Annotated in this window: 16 protein-coding genes and 1 pseudogene; 3 read left to right on the top strand and 14 right to left on the bottom strand. The window is 61.8% G+C overall.

What is annotated here, in order from left to right; all coding sequences use genetic code 11:
* Positions 1-24 precede the first annotated feature (24 nt).
* Positions 25-330, bottom strand: coding sequence for a hypothetical protein (locus BLR31_RS01705; protein ID WP_090590393.1), 306 nt, complete (start codon positions 328-330; stop codon positions 25-27).
* A 114-nt stretch (positions 331-444) separates the two neighbouring features.
* Here BLR31_RS01705 and BLR31_RS01700 point away from each other — a divergent pair, with 114 nt between their 5' ends.
* Together BLR31_RS01700 and BLR31_RS01695 are read left to right on the top strand one after the other, a co-directional pair.
* Entirely contained in the window at positions 445-687 is a 243-nt protein-coding gene (locus BLR31_RS01700; protein WP_090590389.1) for a helix-turn-helix domain-containing protein, read from the top strand.
* Positions 684-1,163, top strand: coding sequence for a hypothetical protein (locus BLR31_RS01695; protein ID WP_090590385.1), 480 nt, complete (start codon positions 684-686; stop codon positions 1,161-1,163). Before BLR31_RS01700 ends, BLR31_RS01695 begins: the two co-directional genes overlap by 4 nt.
* Before the next feature lie 397 nt (positions 1,164-1,560).
* On the opposite strand, the gene BLR31_RS21960 is transcribed toward BLR31_RS01695, so the two are convergent.
* Positions 1,561-2,037, bottom strand: coding sequence for a hypothetical protein (locus BLR31_RS21960; RefSeq protein ID WP_244504913.1), 477 nt, complete (start codon positions 2,035-2,037; stop codon positions 1,561-1,563).
* A 1,149-nt stretch (positions 2,038-3,186) separates the two neighbouring features.
* Positions 3,187-3,564: pseudogene (locus tag BLR31_RS22275) on the bottom strand (cell wall hydrolase); the annotation flags it as partial.
* A 32-nt stretch (positions 3,565-3,596) separates the two neighbouring features.
* On the opposite strand from BLR31_RS22275, the gene BLR31_RS21530 reads away from it, so the two are divergent.
* On the top strand, positions 3,597-3,737 hold the full coding sequence (locus BLR31_RS21530) for a hypothetical protein (RefSeq protein WP_176762460.1): 141 nt from the start codon (positions 3,597-3,599) through the stop codon (positions 3,735-3,737).
* Here the strand turns inward: BLR31_RS21530 and BLR31_RS01680 are convergent.
* The 11 genes from BLR31_RS01680 to BLR31_RS01635 all read right to left on the bottom strand — a co-directional run bounded on the left by BLR31_RS01680 (position 3,734) and on the right by BLR31_RS01635 (position 12,943).
* The gene (locus BLR31_RS01680; protein WP_090590370.1) at positions 3,734-5,953 is read right to left on the bottom strand and encodes a hypothetical protein; all 2,220 of its coding nucleotides are present in this window, start codon (positions 5,951-5,953) and stop codon (positions 3,734-3,736) included. The two genes, BLR31_RS21530 and BLR31_RS01680, sit on opposite strands and share 4 nt — an antisense overlap.
* The gene (locus BLR31_RS01675) at positions 5,953-7,068 is read right to left on the bottom strand and encodes a hypothetical protein (protein WP_143009286.1); all 1,116 of its coding nucleotides are present in this window, start codon (positions 7,066-7,068) and stop codon (positions 5,953-5,955) included. The genes BLR31_RS01680 and BLR31_RS01675 overlap by 1 nt, the downstream gene beginning before the upstream one ends.
* 3 nt (positions 7,069-7,071) lie before the next feature.
* Positions 7,072-7,251, bottom strand: a complete 180-nt coding sequence (locus tag BLR31_RS01670; protein WP_143009285.1) for a hypothetical protein — start codon at positions 7,249-7,251, stop codon at positions 7,072-7,074.
* Positions 7,252-7,376: 125 nt separating this feature from the next.
* Positions 7,377-8,270: a DUF1376 domain-containing protein gene (locus BLR31_RS01665; protein WP_176762459.1), complete on the bottom strand. Its 894-nt coding sequence runs from the start codon at positions 8,268-8,270 to the stop codon at positions 7,377-7,379.
* A gap of 14 nt (positions 8,271-8,284) precedes the next feature.
* On the bottom strand, positions 8,285-9,721 hold the full coding sequence (locus BLR31_RS01660; RefSeq protein WP_090590358.1) for a replicative DNA helicase: 1,437 nt from the start codon (positions 9,719-9,721) through the stop codon (positions 8,285-8,287).
* Positions 9,718-9,900, bottom strand: a complete 183-nt coding sequence (locus tag BLR31_RS01655) for a hypothetical protein (protein WP_090590354.1) — start codon at positions 9,898-9,900, stop codon at positions 9,718-9,720. The genes BLR31_RS01660 and BLR31_RS01655 overlap by 4 nt, the downstream gene beginning before the upstream one ends.
* The gene (locus tag BLR31_RS01650; protein WP_176762458.1) at positions 9,897-10,262 is read right to left on the bottom strand and encodes a winged helix domain-containing protein; all 366 of its coding nucleotides are present in this window, start codon (positions 10,260-10,262) and stop codon (positions 9,897-9,899) included. Before BLR31_RS01650 ends, BLR31_RS01655 begins: the two co-directional genes overlap by 4 nt.
* Positions 10,255-10,479 (bottom strand): hypothetical protein, encoded by a 225-nt coding sequence (locus tag BLR31_RS21305; RefSeq protein ID WP_143009284.1) that lies wholly within the window; start codon positions 10,477-10,479, stop codon positions 10,255-10,257. Before BLR31_RS21305 ends, BLR31_RS01650 begins: the two co-directional genes overlap by 8 nt.
* A gap of 57 nt (positions 10,480-10,536) precedes the next feature.
* Positions 10,537-10,740, bottom strand: coding sequence for a helix-turn-helix transcriptional regulator (locus tag BLR31_RS01645; protein WP_090590350.1), 204 nt, complete (start codon positions 10,738-10,740; stop codon positions 10,537-10,539).
* A 95-nt stretch (positions 10,741-10,835) separates the two neighbouring features.
* Positions 10,836-11,702 carry a hypothetical protein gene (locus tag BLR31_RS01640; RefSeq protein ID WP_090590347.1) on the bottom strand — a complete coding sequence of 289 codons (867 nt, stop codon included), beginning with the start codon at positions 11,700-11,702 and terminating at the stop codon, positions 10,836-10,838.
* Positions 11,703-11,704: 2 nt separating this feature from the next.
* Complete coding sequence (locus BLR31_RS01635) at positions 11,705-12,943, bottom strand: tyrosine-type recombinase/integrase (RefSeq protein ID WP_244504912.1); 1,239 nt, start codon at positions 12,941-12,943, stop codon at positions 11,705-11,707.
* Positions 12,944-13,184: the final 241 nt, after the last annotated feature.

The raw sequence follows: 13,184 nt of genomic DNA, 5'->3' as shown, positions 1-13,184 counted from the left end.
TCCTAAAATCGATGCTGGCCCCGCCTATGCGGCGAGGCTAAAGAGTTGCGCGGAAAGCTGGCCGTGAGCGCGCCAGTCAACGAAGTCCGCCGTTTCCAGCGCGCGAAGGTCGGCGCGGATTTCAGCGGCGCGGCGCTCCAGAGCATTGCCGCTGCTGAGCTTGGCAGCCTCTTGCGCCTCGATCTGCGCTTGCATGGCGAGGGCGCGGCATACGTCCCAAGCGCATGAAAGGTGCGCGGCAAACAACTTGCGGCTGAAAGCGAAGCCCTGGCCAACCTGTTTGCGGTACTCTGCCCAAGCCATCGTCATTACCTGTTTTTTGATTTCCATCGTCCTCACTCCTAGTAACGTTAACCGTTAGACACAACGCTAACCGTTACTTAGTGACTTGTCAAACGGTTTCCGTTATAGACAACGAGGAATGTTATTCAGCAAGGAAAGCACATGACACCGGAGCAATGCCGCGCGGCGCGGGCACTCGTTGCAATGTCGCAAGACGATTTGGCCAAGACAGCCAATGTCGGGAACTCGACCGTTCGGAACTTTGAGGCTGGCCGATCGGTGCCAGTGGCCAACAACCTGGCCGCGATGAAGTCGGCACTTGAGGCAGCCGGTGTGCGCTTCATCCCTGAGAATGGCGGGGGCGCTGGTGTGCGTCTGGAGAAGCCGAAAGGGAGCGCGGAATGAGAACGCTTGCGATAGCCCTTTGCCTTGGCCTTGCTGCATCGTCTGCAGTCGCTCAAGAAACAACCATTGAGCTTAATGACGGAGGAGACACCCTTTCCATCGTGCAGGACGACAACCAACGGAACGTCACTGTTGCATTGGGGGGCAACTTTTCGGACTTGCTGAAAGTCACTGTGGCAAACGCCGCTGTTGACCCTAGCGCGGTCTATGTCGGCCCCTTGTGTGGGGGCTGTGACCCTGTGGCCTTTGTCCCGGCCTATGACCGTTCCTCGACTTACGGGGCCGTTACTGGCGTTCTGGCATGGTCCTATGCCGATGGCGCGCTGTGGCGAATGACTGTGCTGCCTCTGGAAGTGCCAGCCCTTAGCGATGTCGATGGCGATGGCTTCCCCGAGTTAGTGGAAACCTTCAACGGTGATGTCGTGCCCTATAGCTTCGATGGCGGGTTTCTGACGCCTCTGGAGGCGATCGATTGATTGCCTATGATTGTTTTTCAGCCGGGGTGCCGGCTGTTTGGATAGCGTCAACGCCGACAAGAGGGCGAATCTTTCGGAGGTACGGGGCAGCTATTTGCATGTGCCCAATGGGGTCCGACGCATAAGCGGGCATCCTTGGGGGCTGCCATCCATTCCGTCGCAGAGCTGGCCAAAGCTCAGGCTGGAGGCGGTCGAGGTAGTCAAGCCACATCTCTGGGCAAGGGCTGGAGATAAGCCCGTAAGCGATGTCTAGCATCATCTCATAGCCGTAGGCGGCGTCACCAATCGCTTGCCGCAATGGCACAGTGACCAATGCGCTCTCGATGCCGGTTGCCGCCTGGGGCGTCTCGTCGCCTTGAAGCTGGGCTTGCTGTTGGTCGAGTCTCATGGGCTACCCCTATGCCTTATGAAGCGCTCCGCCCGAACGCATATGGTTTTCGATCTTTTCGCGCATGGTCCTGCCCTCGGCATTGCGAAGCGCAGCCATGTTGGCGTCCCGAACCGATGCGTTGTAGTTGCCCGAGCCGACGCGCGGCTTCTGGGACGCCGTGAGATAGCCTTCCCGCGTGCCCGATGGCCCGACCTGAGTTGCCCGCACCGACCGCCCTTCTGGCCTCGACGTAGAGAACGTTGGGGCAGGCATGACGCGGCGCGAAAACAAGGCGCTGATCGGGTCCGCGCCTTCGCCCATCCGGTCCTGAATCTGTTGCCTGAATTGGGGCAGAACGCCCGCATCACCCGGCAAGAAGCCGCGACCGGTCAGGAGATTGGCCCCCATGCCCAAGAGCCCGCCGTTCTGAGCGAAGTTTTGCACGCCGCCGACAAAGGCCTCTAGTGGGTTCGCGCCGACTGTTTCGCCTGCGAACGTCGCCATGGGTGGCCTCTGAGGCGGCACCGGCACTTGTGGAAGTGCTGCGACCTGAGCAGGGGCAGGCGGGGGCGCGTACTGAGGAGCCGATAGCCCAGAGGGGCGCATTGGTGGCACAGGAGCGCTTGCCACTTGTGTGGGCGCGCTCGATCGGAGAGGCGGCAAGTCAGCCGTTAGAACTGGTGCTGCGGTCACTGGGTCGATAGGCCCCGGCACACCCGGCGTCGCCACTGTCGGCAAGCTGTCGGGCCAAGGGAATGGCACGTTGCCCATTTGGGTTCTGGGGTCGGCTTGCGGCAAAGGCGGCACTGCCGAACCGGGCCGATACTGGTCGATGATGGCATTGTAGGGCCCCATGTCGGTTGCGGGGTCCATGACGCCAGACGATAGGACGTTGCCTAGCGAGGCCATTGTGCGCTGCGGATAGGCAGGGGCTGCACTGCGCCCCCCTCGCGCCGATGGCGTTGACGGCGCATTAATCGGCGGGCGCGGCGGGGCCATGGGCGGCGTAACAGGTACGGGGGCAGAGCTTGCCACCCGACCACCTCGCGCAGAGGGTGTGCTTGGCACCTGTGCCGGGACAGCCGGGACCATGCGGGGTTGGCGCGCGCTTGGCGTGCTAGGCACGTTCACTGGCAAATCGGGAGCCGATCGAGGGTATCGGCCAGAAGGCGTTCCCGGCGTGCTTTGCTCCATCCAGGCTTGATAATCCAACCAGAGGTCTTGCGTGGGGCTCGTCGCCTGGGGGTCTGGGCCATAGGCGTCAATAACGCGCTCGTTGATGTTGGCGTCATTGAGCCTTGGCAAAACCTCATCGGGGACAGCGCCGGCAAGAGCGTTGATTTGCCGCGAGGCCATGCGAGGATCGCGCCGGGGGAGCTGCGGGGGCAGGGCTGGCGGCGCAGCCTGGGTTGAGCCTGGCATATAGGCTGCAAGGGATTCCGGTCGCGCTGGAGGGCTGCCGCCACCCATTGCCCCGTCGATGGCCGCTAGAGCCGTTTCGGGACGCCTGGGGGGCGTTGGAGGCACGCGCGGGGCAAAGGTCGCCTCGACTGGTGTAAAGCCCTCTGTGGTGCCGTGGACATGCGTAAATTGCCCCTCGCCCACCCTTGGCCCCGACAAGGCCGAAACCCACCCACGATTGTTCGGGGTGATTGCTGCAGGGTTGGCGTAGTGCAGGCCACCGCCGATTGTTGACGGTGCCCCCGACTGCCTCGACTGCAAGTGAGAGGCGGCAAGGTCGCGAAACTCAGCCGGCACCACGCTTGCGGGAATGCTCGCAACCTCGCCATAGGGGTTTAGGTTGGAAGGGCCGGTTATCTTGCTGAATTGCCGCCTCTGGTTTGCCACCCCCTCGATGGTGTTGGGAAACTCTGGCGAAGCCACGCGGTTTAGAACCGTATCGATCACGCCTTGGGCTTGGCGCGCGTACTCTTGCGGGTTGATGGCCGCAAGCCGATGGTCAACCTCGGTTGCCGCCAGTCTGATGAGTAGCTCTTGGTCGCGAGGCGAAAGCGTGTTTAGATTTGCCATTGGTTAGAGCCCCGCAAACAAAGTGAGCCTTCATGCAACCCGAAGAACCGCGCTATGACGCCTGGCACTACATTGGCTATGCCATCGCCGTGGTCGTCCTGGCCCCCGTCTTTTTCTGGCTTCATGACAGCCGAATTGTGCATGAGTGGATTGCCCCGTTCTTTGGCGGTTAATCGGTTGCGGCCATGACAGCCGAACCGCGCGCCACCGCGCCAATGCCGCGTTGGATGGCCTCTAGAGCCTGCATGTGTGGCTTGCTCAGCATGGCGTTCGCGGTAGCCCGCTGGATTAGCGCGGGGTCGCCAGAGGCCAGCATTTCGGCCACACGCTGCAGGATGGCGTCGTCTGCTTTCTTGCCAAGAGACTGATAGCCCCTGCGCCCTGCCATTGCCATCATGCCAACCGTTAGCCCGGTTGAAAGGTCGCCAGTCATTAGGCCGCTAAACCCGCCAGCGCCTGCCCCCATGGCACTGGATAGCCCAAGCTCTTGAAGCTGCCGCGTTGTCGTGGAGCCCCCAAGAGCAGACCGCCCCCGTTCCATGATATCCTCAATGCGGACAAAGGCTTCCATCTCCCGCGCCTTCCTGGGGCCTAGGACTTCAGCCAGAAGCTGCTTGCGCGCCGGCGTATCAAAATAGCGCATCATATTGACACGGTTGTTCCCTGCCCGGACATCGTCCATGATCTGGGACACAAGGCCAACCTCAAAGGCTCTCCGATCTGGAGGGGACAGCTTCCCCAGTGCGGCTAGGGATTCATCGATCGCCTTTGGTGCCCTCCAAGCATTACGCCCTGCGTCTAATGCGTTTTCTGCCCCGAAGAATGAGGATGCCCCTGCCCGCGCTTTCCCATAGGCCGGGACCTGTGCATCAAGGGTTGAAACAAGCCGGGTTTTGACGGCCATAAGGTCACCGGACAAGGACTTGTCGCCGGACCTCTGAGCTACGCCGATCTGGCTGTCGAGGTCTCGCTTGACCATGTCCCAGAACGCCAGGTTCGGGTAAGCCTCGCGCCCGTTTGAAGATGCGACCCGATAGATACCATCGCGGCCTTGTACAAACGGATTGCGAATAGCTACCTGGCCGCTCAAGGCCTCAAGGTTTGACGATCGACGCCCAACGTTTGCGACGGATCGCTGCACTGCGTCGGACTGCATCAGGTTTTGCAGGTCGCGATTCCAGACGACTTGCGCTTGAGGGCTCGACATTGCGCGCTGATAATTTACGTCATTGACGGCCCGGGCCACGGTGCCGATTTCCTCACGCCGCGCCAGATCCGAAACGTCACCGCCCATCACGCGGTTGAAAAAATCGACTGTTCGCCTCGACTGCATGCCAAAGCGCTCATTGACCGCGCTGGTAACGGTGCCCAGAGCATTGGGGTTGCGGTTCGCTGCAGAGCGCATCAGGGAAAGCGTCGTTTGCCCGCCCCGGTCCATGTTTAGGATTGGCTGGCCGTTAAGGCGTGCCGCTGCCTCGTCGGCCTGGGTCAGCATTGGAAGGCCACCGGACTGGTCCACACCGCGAGCAGCGGACAGACGGAGCGCCGCCAAATCGTCCACGTTGCCCCCTGTGCTGCCGCGCAAGGTGTTAAACACGTTCTGCCCTGCCCCGCCCGCCGATGATGCCAGCGCGGCCACACCTGGGACGGCTGCCCCCAAGCCTGCCCCGATGCCGGTACTTGCCGCAATGTCGGTTGGCGTGCCGCCTCGCGCTGCCGTATCGAGCCCCGAGACGACGCCGCCCGACGTCCCAGACGCCGCAACCCGCGCGCCAAGAGAAGGGCCGGTAACGCCAAGAGCCTGCGCCCCCAGCGTTGTCCCGCCTGCGGCCAGCATGGGCACCACCGCGCCGCTGATACTGCCCGACGCTGCCGTCATGGGGAACTGCTGAGCTCGCTGGTCGCGGTTCGCCGTCAGTTGCTCGCGCATGGCAGCCGGGTCTTGCCCTGTGAGACGCCCGCCGATTTCAGTGGTTGCGAGGTCGCCAATTCCCTGGAGCGCCGGCCCCGCGATCGGAATCCCCGAAATAGCGTTTTCTGTCCAAGTCAGCCCTGCCGCTGCGGCCTCGGCAAGCGGGTTGGCTTGCTGCGGCGCGGGGGTCTGCTGGGCTGGACTGTGAGAACCGCTTGCGGCAATCTCGCCACGGATGGCCTGCCGCTCGGCTTCACTCATCGCCTGATATTCGGCCATCGGTATCTGTCGCCCGCCCGCGCTTATCGTCGGGTTGGCGGGGTCTTGCTGCTGTTGCGCCCCCAGCCCGACACGCTGGTTGAACTCAGCGCGCGGCATGTCGCTGTAAAACTTGCTATAGAGCGCGTCGGCAAGCTGCTGGTCGCTCAAGTCCTGATATTGCGGGTACTGCTGGCGGATTTCAGCGATCGAGGCCATTAGCGGATTCCTAGAGGGTCAGAGCTGCCACCGGCACCACCCGGTTGGGGCTGGCCATTGACCTGGAAAGGTGCCGTGCCGCCCGAAGCCCGCAAGGCGTTCTCTTGGTTGATAATCGCCTGGGGAGACATGCCCGCTTCAAGGGCCTCTTGCGCCCTTTGGCGAGCGAGGCGCTTGTACTCGATCGTTGCGGGGGTATCGCCTGGGCGGGGTAGGAACATGGCCCCGTAGTTTTGCATTTCGTATTCTTGGATGGCCGCGCCCGAGTCTTTGCGCAGGATGGCCGCAAGGAACTCGCGCCCCGCCACATCGGCCACCTGATACTCTGCGGACTGCTGCCCGCGAATGAGCCCGGTTGGGTCGTTGCCCATCGCGCCTTGCACGAAGTTGGTTAGCTCTGTGTCGTACTCGTTCAACGTCCCGAGTGCGCCCGCCGCGCGGGTAGCATAGACCGCGTCCTTGCTTTGCTGCTCGGTCAAAGGGCGCGTGCCACCGCCCTGGCTGAAAGTAACCCCGCCATCCGGCGTTACCGAAAGCGAGGTGCCACCAGATCCGCCCGAAAGCATGAATTGCTGATATTCCGGCGTGCCCGGCGCTAGCCCTGCCTGGGCAGCGCGCCATTCAAGGTTGCGCTGGGTGTCGGTCGGGGTCGGCGCTTGCGAGCCCGCGAAAATTGTGTCGAACTCGCCCGTTGCCGTGTTCACACGTAGCAGGGAATCCCCAACCGTCCGCAACTCAAACGGGTTGCCAGCGGTGCGGTCGGACATGTTGCGAAGGATCGAGGTCCACCCGGTTTGGGGGTCCATCCCGCCTTGCTCCACAAAATCGGCAATGTCGCCATAACCGCGTTCGCGCATTGCGCCGGCTGCCTTGAGAACCGCCTGCTGTCGGTCGGCCTGCTCTTGCTGCAGCGTCTGGTAGGCCGTGTCTTGTTCGCGCCCTTGCATCATGCCTTGGACGGCACCCGCCATTCGCCCCTTGGCCGTGTCGTGCCCGACCAGTCCGGCCCCGAACCCCATTATTGCGTTGCGTCGTGGATTGAGCCAGTTGGCGAAACCACTGTCGCCCTGGCCCATCATGTCTAGGAGACCTGTGCGGTTCTGCTGGGTCGCCATGGCCTAAGCCTCCATCGGTTCGCGGGGGCTGTTTATGGCCTTGTCGATCGCCACGCGCATGAGCTGGCTGACGCTGACGCCTTTCCGTGCCGCCGCTTCAAACGCCTGGCGTTTCTGCTCGGGGGTGATGGCGATATGGAGCCGGTCGTCCAAAGGGTCGCGGGTCTGAAGTTTCGAGCGCATTTTGCGTTCCTCGCGGGCAAATCGAATCTTGTGCAAGACTAGCACAAAAACAGGGTTCCAGAAAGCTAAGTTATTGATTTGTAAGGCTTTGTTATATTCCGTAAGTGGCTGTTAGATGCTGTCGTTCACGCTGCTTTTTTGGCCTCATCTCTCCAGCCAGCGCCATCACCATCGGCCAGCAAATCACCCGGCACCCGGCACCCGCTCTGCCCTGGCATCGGCCCCCACTTCTGGGAATGCCACATGCGGTTAACCCGCGCGTGCTCCAGGCGCATCCTCCACCGCTCGGGGGTTTCCAGCTCGGTCACTGTCTCGCCTGTAAAGCTCTCGAACATGCGCCCGTTGAGGTAGCCTTGGACATGCTTGACCTTGCGGTCGGGCGTTCTCGCCAAGAGGGCCTTATAGGCGGGGATAGAGGCCACCGCCTGGGCTTGCTGTGTTGCGGTGAGCCCCTGCCAAGCCTTGAAGCCGTCTAGCTTGGACATGCCTTGGGTTGAGGGGTAGTTAGCCCAAAAGCCCTCATACTCCGGCGTGTAGGCTTTCCTTGCTTTCGATCGCTTCTGTCCATCCGACAAAGTAGATACGCTAGTATCTACTTTAATGGGTGTGGGTGTGGGTGTGGGGGCATCGCTGGGGCATGCTTCCGGCATACCTTCCGGCATTGCCACGGCATCAGCTTTTTTCGTTCTATTCCAACGCTTTGCGGCTTTGTCGCTCTGCGACTGGCTTTTTTTGACTACATAAGCGCGTTCATCGAGCAGTCGGGCTTGCGTCCATTCTCGCTTGCGGCCGTCAAGGGTCCAGAATGCCATTACCGTGTCACGATTGACTGCCCATCGCTCGCTGCTGAGACAGGCCAAGCGCGCCAAGGTGTCGTCATCATCTGGCAAAGCGCAAGACGGGCGCCGCCATGCTTCCATGAGCAGCAACAAATAGGCCCCATGCTGCTCTGCAGACAGGTGGCGCGTGTCGGCTAGGTACGCATCAGTGAAGAGGGGCAAGGCTGGGAATTGTGCCATAGCTCGGGTTCTTTCTATGCTGCGGCTTCGTGTGCCCGCGTGGCATTGCCGACGCTGGAAACGGCCATGTCCATAAACAGATCGATCGTGCATGTCGGGCCATTGCGCTGCTTGCCGATAATCAGCTCTGCAGCGTTGCGAACGGCGCTCAGATCGGCCTCCCATTCAATCCGCTTGTCGGGGTCGTCTGGCCGCGCGCGCTCCAGGTAATAGGCCTCGCGATAGAGGAAAAACACGCTGTCGGCGTCCTGCTCGATGTTGCCAGAATCGCGTAAGTCCATAAGGCCTGGCCGCTTGTCCTCTCGGCTTTCAACGCCTCGGCTGAGCTGCGACAAGAGCACCACCGCAATCTCATACTCTCGGGCCAGCTCTTTGAGCCCGTCTGTGATTTCGCCAATCTCGTTGTTGCGGTTGCCGGCGTAGCGGGTACTGGGCTTCACCTTGCCCAGATGGTCCACTAGCAAGAGCTGCATTGGGCAGCCTTGGCGCTCTGCGGCCTCCAGCATGCTTTCGGTTTTGGCGCGCATTTGCGCCATGGTGAGCCCCGACTGGTCCTCAAGGATGATAGGCAGATCCCGAAAGCGTTCGCGCGCGCCCTCAATGGCCCGCTCTTGCGCCTCGCCAATGTCCCCCTTGATGATGTCCTGATAGGGAACGCGCGTGCCCGATAGGTTGGCGATCGAGCTGGCGAAGCGCGCGCCCAACTTGGCGTTGTCCATTTCGAGGGAGAAGAAACCGACGCCATGGCCAGCCATTGCAGCGGCCCTTGCAAACTCGATCCCTATTGTCGTCTTACCCATGGACGGACGGGCTGCCATTATGGCGAGGTCGCGGCGATGAAAGCCGCCTGTTGCCCGGTCGAGGTCCACAAGGCCCGTTGTGATGCCTCCTAGCCCACCGCGCGCCCGCGCTTCTCTTGCCTCGTCCAAGGCAGCCCCCACCGCGTCACCAATAGCCATGCAGGTTTGAGTGCGCGCACCCTTTCCGGCCCTGGCTGCTATTTCGTCTAGGGTACCCATAAGGGACACGGCCAGCCGCTTGTGGTCGGTCTGGGGGTCGCGTGCCGCCTCGGTCGCGGCTGCAACCTCCAGGCCCATCTCTATGCGCGCCCATTGGCTTTTGACGGCCCGCGCGCCCCGGATCAGCATTGCCCCGCCCAAGCTCCTTTGCCCGACTATGCCGGCAAGGTATGGCCCCAGCTCGCCACCCGTTTGGCGCTTGAAGGATTCGAGCGTTTCTTTGGGTATGAGCTTTGCGACGGTAGGTAGCGCGGTCGTGCCATAGCGCTCGCTTGCCACCCGGATTGCAGCCATGATTTCGCGATGGATCGGCTCAAGGAAACAATCGTCTTCCAGCTCGGACAGCACGCCGCGATGGTCGCCCCCCGCAAGGATGCCGCCCAAAACGTCTTGCTCGATCTCGGCAACGTAGCCCCAACTCTCGAGAGTCATTGCGCACCCCCAAGCTGGCGTTGACGGATCGCCCTAGCGATGATGGCGGGGCACTCAGCGCGCCCCAACCCGAATTTGTCTTTGAGGGTGACAGTCAAGGGCTTGTTGATGGCCTGCGCCCAATTCGCAACAAGCCACTCCACCGCCTCATCTGCCCGCTTGTCGGCCTGGGCTTTCATGCTGCCTCCAGCCGACTGGGGCGAAGGCCATCGGGGAAGTCGCGGCGTCCGGTTGGGCTCTGGAGCCATTCGGTGAGGTTGCCCCCTGCGACGGTCACGCGGCTATGCAGAATGTAGCGTCCATGATGGCCGGCGAAGTCGCCTTCGTGGGGCTCGTCCCTCGTCTCGATCGCAACGCCGCTGCGCCGCAACAACATGATGTATTGGCTCCAACGCGGGGCTGGTCGCTCAATCACGGTAATCCCTTTCGGGCCGGCATTGAGCAAGTGCAACAAGGCCCACGCAACGCGCCCCACTGCGGTAAACGATGCCGGGGGCTGGCCTTCATGGTGGATGGTAACGGTCAAGGTGAGTTTAGACATGTTCGGGTTCTCCGATGCCAGCGAGACGGGCGATTGCGTTGCAAGTCGAGGCGGGCCGGCCAGTGCGGGAAAACACCAGACGGCCACCGCTCGTTAGCCCGCGCTGGGGCTCGCAATCGCGCTCGGGGGGAGTTGTGGGGGATAGGTCGGCCATCCAGAAATTAGGCAAGCCGGTATCGTTGCGCGGCAAGGCGCGCTCGTGGTATAGCGATGTCATGGAATTATCTCTCTGGCCCCCGGCTCTTGCCGTTGGGGCCTTTCTTTTGGGTTTTGGTTAGGCGGCGTTCGCCTCGGCCTGGGGGTCGCGGCCTGGCAGGCTATCAAGCCATGCCTGGGCATCGGCTGCGGTAACGACTGTGCGCGATCCCATTTTCTTGGCCTTCAACTCTCCAGAGTTGACAAGGCGGTAGAACGTCCAGCGGCTTACGCTGAACTCGGAAAGGAAGTCGTTCACAGTATAAAGCGGCTTGCGAAGCATGGTCACACCCTCTTGAGGCAAGTTGTTCTGACACGAACAAACTAGCTGCCACCGGGGGCTTACACTTAGGGATTTATAGCCGACGCTTTCGCCGCCTATCCGTCCCCATCGGAGCAAGGGGCGGGGCGGTCTGCCTCGTATTGACGCTGAGCAGCAATGACTCTTGCGGCCCATGTTTCGGGCTGAGCTGGTGGCTGCCGCATCTGCACAGGCTCTCTTTCGCCGCTTGGCTTGTGAAGGGTAGGGATATAGCCGTCCACCTCCATGGCGATTTGCGTCACCATTCCGCCAGTCCCGCCTTCAATCTTTGAGGCCCCAGTTGGCAGCCCGATCGAGCGCATCCACTCCGTAAGCAAGCCGACAAACTCGGTAAAGGCGCTCCCGGCTGTCTCGTGATGCTCGCTGCCCACCCGGAGCCTCTTTGCAAAGACTGACGCGGCGCTGGAGAACTGGCCAAGGCTTTCGATGAAATCAGGCACCGGCCTGGGCCGTGTGAGCCAGCCGTTGAACCGCCAGCGGTAAATCATCGAATCGGCTTCATCCTCGGGGGCCTCATACCCGGCATCTTCACAAATCACCGCTATGTCGGCCCGCATCGCTTCGGTGTCGTTCTCGTGCTCGGCTTCGAGGTCTCTTAGCTCAGCCCACCTGTCTGCCACCCGAGTAGAGACAAGCCGCCCCATCCTGCCGGCGTTGGCCGCGTCTATGGCAGCTTGCAATTCCTCGGCAGCGCGCGCCACGGCATCAGCCGCCTTTTGCTGCTCGCTCAGGGAGGCGCTTTGAACTTCATGGTTCAAGCGGAACGCATACACCCGCACCACTTTGCAAAAGCCCGCCCATTCGTCGTCACTGAGCGCGCGGCGGATAATGGCATCCAGGCGCTTGCGCGCGCCTTCTGGTGCCTCGCCATCCCAAAGCATGTCTGCATCCGGGGTGTAGGCTATACGGGCGCGCGGGGGCATCCCTACGCCCTCTGCCGCTTCATAGGCAGCACGTTGTTGGCGCGAGGCGCGCAATAGCTCGCCCATGCGTCCATGAGCTTGCGGCGCTTGGCGAGGGCATCGCCGCGCCTATATGCGCGCTCTGTGGCGTCCCCGATGACATGGGCAAGCGCTGCCTCTGCTATCCGCTCGGGGTAGCTGGTTTCCTCGCCTGCCCAATCTCGGAATGAGCTGCGAAACCCATGGACGGTAAAGTCAGACCCGCCAGCCGTTGCCAGCGCCTTGGTCACGGTCGCAGCGCTGATGTGGGTGCCCTGGCGATTTCCGAAGAACACAAAGCCCACCGCGCCCTCAGTGTGAAGCGCGCGCAATATCGCCACCGCACTATCGGTCAATGGCACTCGATGCTCGCGCCCGGCCTTCATCCGATCGGCTGGGACCATCCACACCGCTTTGTCGAGGTCGATTTCCTCCCACCTCGCGCCGACCACCTCGCCAACTCGGGCAGCGGTCAGAATAAGGAACCGCAGGGCAGCGGCGCCCATACCGGCGCTCTCTTTCAGCTTGCCCATTAACGCGGGAACGTCCCCATAGGGCATTGCTGCATGGTGCCCCCGCGTCAGCTTTTTGGGCTTGGGGAGAAGGGCGTCGAGATGGCCACGCCACCGCGCCGGGTTTTCACCATTGCGATGGCCCCGAACCTTGGCAGCGTCAAGCACGCGCTCTATGCGCCCTCGAAGCCGCGAGGCGGTTTCCGGTCTGGTCTGCCATACGGGCTTGAGGACGGCCAGCACTTGCGCTGTGTCGATCTGGTCAACTCGCTTGGTCTGGATAGCCAGGCAATACCCTGACTTTAGGAACTGGCCGGCGTCGTCCTTTTGAACCGATAGCGTCATGCGCCATTGGGCAACGTGCTTGGCGTTGCGGAATGATGTTGCATGGGTCGCAATATAGGCATCGGCCTCGGCCCCGAACGTTGCCACCGCCTGGGCCTGCGCTTTAGACGCCTTGCGTTCCTCGATCGGGTTGACGCCCTGGGCAACCTTGCGGCGCGCGTCCTCTGCTACAAGGCGAGCCTCTGCCACCCCCATGCGCCCAAGGCCCATTTCGGTTCGCTTGCCGTTCCACTGAAATATAAACGCCCACCGCTTCGATCCGGTCGGGCTCACCACCAGATAGAGCCCGTCACCATCGGCGTGCATGCCCGGTTCTTTGACGGTCTCGTAAAAGCGAGCGCTTATCCGCTTTGATGCCCTGGCCACTGCCTCACCCTAAAAATCACCCTAAAAGATGACGCAGATTGTAGCAGACAATATCTTACAGTGACAGACAGCCTCGCCAGCAATCCCCCGCTGACAAGGGCTCTCGGCAAATTGCGAATTACGCCGCCTTACAGGGGTTTTGCGGACTCCCTCTCCGCCATTAAATTAGGGCAACGCGTTGGAATTGTTGCCTTTTGTGATTTTAACTCCCCCCTCGCCCTCAAACTTACCCTCAAAGCGC

The sequence above is a fragment of the Pelagibacterium luteolum genome, assembly GCF_900100665.1.
Taxonomy (GTDB): domain Bacteria; phylum Pseudomonadota; class Alphaproteobacteria; order Rhizobiales; family Devosiaceae; genus Pelagibacterium; species Pelagibacterium luteolum.
The sequence above is the reverse complement of the archived record's forward strand: the minus strand, read 5'-3'. Positions and strand labels throughout refer to the sequence as shown.

Coding starts and splice junctions, on each gene's coding strand:
- BLR31_RS01655 (WP_090590354.1), bottom strand. CDS start 9,900: ATGAAAGCCCAGGCCGACAAGCGGGCAGATGAGGCGGTGGAGTGGCTT.
- BLR31_RS01705 (WP_090590393.1), bottom strand. CDS start 330: ATGGAAATCAAAAAACAGGTAATGACGATGGCTTGGGCAGAGTACCGC.
- BLR31_RS21305 (WP_143009284.1), bottom strand. CDS start 10,479: ATGACATCGCTATACCACGAGCGCGCCTTGCCGCGCAACGATACCGGC.
- BLR31_RS01645 (WP_090590350.1), bottom strand. CDS start 10,740: ATGCTTCGCAAGCCGCTTTATACTGTGAACGACTTCCTTTCCGAGTTC.
- BLR31_RS01660 (WP_090590358.1), bottom strand. CDS start 9,721: ATGACTCTCGAGAGTTGGGGCTACGTTGCCGAGATCGAGCAAGACGTT.
- BLR31_RS01695 (WP_090590385.1), top strand. CDS start 684: ATGAGAACGCTTGCGATAGCCCTTTGCCTTGGCCTTGCTGCATCGTCT.
- BLR31_RS01675 (WP_143009286.1), bottom strand. CDS start 7,068: ATGGCGACCCAGCAGAACCGCACAGGTCTCCTAGACATGATGGGCCAG.
- BLR31_RS01670 (WP_143009285.1), bottom strand. CDS start 7,251: ATGCGCTCGAAACTTCAGACCCGCGACCCTTTGGACGACCGGCTCCAT.
- BLR31_RS01700 (WP_090590389.1), top strand. CDS start 445: ATGACACCGGAGCAATGCCGCGCGGCGCGGGCACTCGTTGCAATGTCG.
- BLR31_RS01650 (WP_176762458.1), bottom strand. CDS start 10,262: ATGTCTAAACTCACCTTGACCGTTACCATCCACCATGAAGGCCAGCCC.
- BLR31_RS21960 (WP_244504913.1), bottom strand. CDS start 2,037: ATGGCGACGTTCGCAGGCGAAACAGTCGGCGCGAACCCACTAGAGGCC.
- BLR31_RS01680 (WP_090590370.1), bottom strand. CDS start 5,953: ATGGCCTCGATCGCTGAAATCCGCCAGCAGTACCCGCAATATCAGGAC.
- BLR31_RS21530 (WP_176762460.1), top strand. CDS start 3,597: ATGCAACCCGAAGAACCGCGCTATGACGCCTGGCACTACATTGGCTAT.
- BLR31_RS01640 (WP_090590347.1), bottom strand. CDS start 11,702: ATGCCCCCGCGCGCCCGTATAGCCTACACCCCGGATGCAGACATGCTT.
- BLR31_RS01665 (WP_176762459.1), bottom strand. CDS start 8,270: ATGGCACAATTCCCAGCCTTGCCCCTCTTCACTGATGCGTACCTAGCC.